The organism is Streptococcus mitis, from assembly GCF_005844455.1.
Taxonomy (GTDB): domain Bacteria; phylum Bacillota; class Bacilli; order Lactobacillales; family Streptococcaceae; genus Streptococcus; species Streptococcus mitis_BF.
The window spans coordinates 1-2,307 of record NZ_SPGF01000094.1; the positions used below are offsets into that span (position 1 = coordinate 1).

The 2,307-nt window shown below is 39.0% G+C and carries 1 protein-coding gene; it reads right to left on the reverse strand.

Annotation, left to right across the window (positions count from 1 at the left end; translation table 11 throughout):
- Positions 1-108 precede the first annotated feature (108 nt).
- The coding region (locus tag FGQ53_RS11780; RefSeq protein ID WP_171019151.1) for a DUF1542 domain-containing protein at positions 109-2,307 on the reverse strand (2,199 nt) is incomplete at its 5' end.

The following is a 2,307-nucleotide window of genomic DNA, read 5'->3' on the forward strand; positions in this document are numbered from 1 at the left end:
AGCGAAAATAAATAATCTGTAGACGTTTGTGATATTTGGCGTACTATGAATCTCTTAGGAGTTTTTCAATTTTTTGTGTTTCTTCATTTGTAAGTTTCATAACTACTATTATAAGATGTTTTTTGATTTTAGTCTAGTATTAGTTAAGTCTGCTGCTGGAATTACTGCTGTCTTACCTGCTGGGGTTGTGACTGTCGCATTTCCTTTATCGTCTACTACTACAGTTGCATCTGGATTTACAGCTTTAACTTTGTCTTCGATTGCTTTCTTCTCTTCTGGAGTTAAGTTAGCTGGATCTTTTACTACAGCTTTATCCGCTGGTGTATTTACGTCGTTTCCTGCTTCTGGCTTAGCTGCTTCTTCTGGTGATTTAGTTAAGTCTGCTGCTGGAATTACTGCTGTCTTACCTGCTGGAGTTGTAACTGTCGCATTGCCTTTATCGTCCACTACTACAGTTGAACCTGGGTTGACTGCTTTAACCTTATCTTCGATGGCTTTCTTCTCTTCTGGAGTTAACGCATCTGGATTTGCTACTACTGTCTTATCCGCTGGTTTAACGATGTCGTTTCCTGCATTTGGTTTAGTTGCAGCTTCTGGATCTTTCGTCAAGTCTGCTGCTGGAATTACTGCTGTCTTACCTTCTGGGGTTGTTACTGTCGCATTTCCTTTATCGTCTACTACTACAGTTGCATCTGGGTTTACAGCTTTAACTTTGTCTTCGATCGCTTTCTTCTCTTCTGGAGTTAAGTTAGCTGGATCTTTAACTACAGCTTTATCTGCTGGTTTATTTACATCATTTCCTGCATTTGGTTGAGCTGCTTCTTCTGGTGTTTTGAATAAATCTTTAGCTGGAATTGTTGCAGTAGTTCCATCGTTTAGAGTAACTGTTGCATTTCCTTTATCATCAAATTTAACAGATTTAGCTTCTGGATTTAATTCTTTTAATTTTTCTTCCACTTTAGCTTGAGCTGCTGGATCTGTTGCTTCTCCAACTACTTTGTCCGCTGGTTTAACAACTTCGCTGTTTCCTGCGTCTGGTTTAGTTGTATCTTCTTTAGTTCTTACTAATTCAGCTGCTGGAATTGCTGCAGTTTCTCCGTCTGGAGTAGAAACTGTAACTGTTCCTTTATCGTCGATTGTTACGATAGAATTTGGGTTTACAGCTTTAACTTCATCAACAAGTTTAGCTTTCTCAGCATCTGTCAAGTTAGCTGGATCTTTAACTACCACTTTATCGATTGGTTTGTTGATGTCGTTTCCACCTTTACCGTTATCTAGATCATCTTCTGTTTTAACGATATCAGCTGGTTTGATTGTTCCTTTATCACCATTTTGAGTTGTTACTTCGATGTTTCCATCTTCATCGTATTTAACTTCTTTGGCTGTTGGGTTAACTTTCTTAACTTCTTCTAAAAGTTTAGCTTTTTCAGCGTCTGTTAAGTTAGCTGGATCTTTAACTAGAGTTTTGTCAACTGGTTCTTTAACTTCACCAACTGCTTTAACCGCTGCCTTATCAGCTTTTTCAATCTTGTCAACATCTGTTGCTGATGTAGCTTTATCTACTGCTTTCTTAGCTTGATCTGCAATTGCATCTACTTCTGCTTTTAGATTTCCTTTTGCTTTTGGAGTTAAGTCTGTACGTGCATCAATTGCTGCTTTCTTAGCTTTTGCTTCGTCTTCAATTGCTTTACGTGCATTTGGCTTATCTTTTACAACAGGGACTGCTTGATCGATTGTACCTTTAGTATCTCCTTCACCAACAGCCTTATCTTTTGCAGCTTTCACTGCAGCATCTGTCGTTGCTTTATCAACTTCTGCTTTTGCTGCTTTTGCTGCTTCTGCTGCAACTTTCTTCTCTTCATCAGTAGCATCTGGAGTATTAGCAATATCTTTTAATTGCTTATCTAATTTATCATCAATCGCTTTCTTAGCTGCTGGTTTAGATTTAGCTTCTGGATTTACAGCCGCTACTTTATCAACACCGTCTTTCTTAGCTGCGTCTACTGCATCTTGTGCTGCTTTTGCTGCTTCTGGTGTTTCTGCGTTAGATGGCTGTGCGTTAATTGCGTCTGTTGCTGCTTTAGCTTTTGCTTGCGCATCTTTCTTAGCAGCATCTTTTTCTTCGTCAGTTAAGTCTGTACGAGCATCGATTGCTTTTTCTTTTTCTGCTAATTCATCTGCTACTGCCTTCTTAGCTGCTTCTTTGGCTACTGGGTTAACTTTCGCAATGTCACCTGTACCATTATTTTTAGCTTGATCTACTGCTGTATCTGTTGTTGCTGCATCGACTGCTTCTTTAGCTTTATC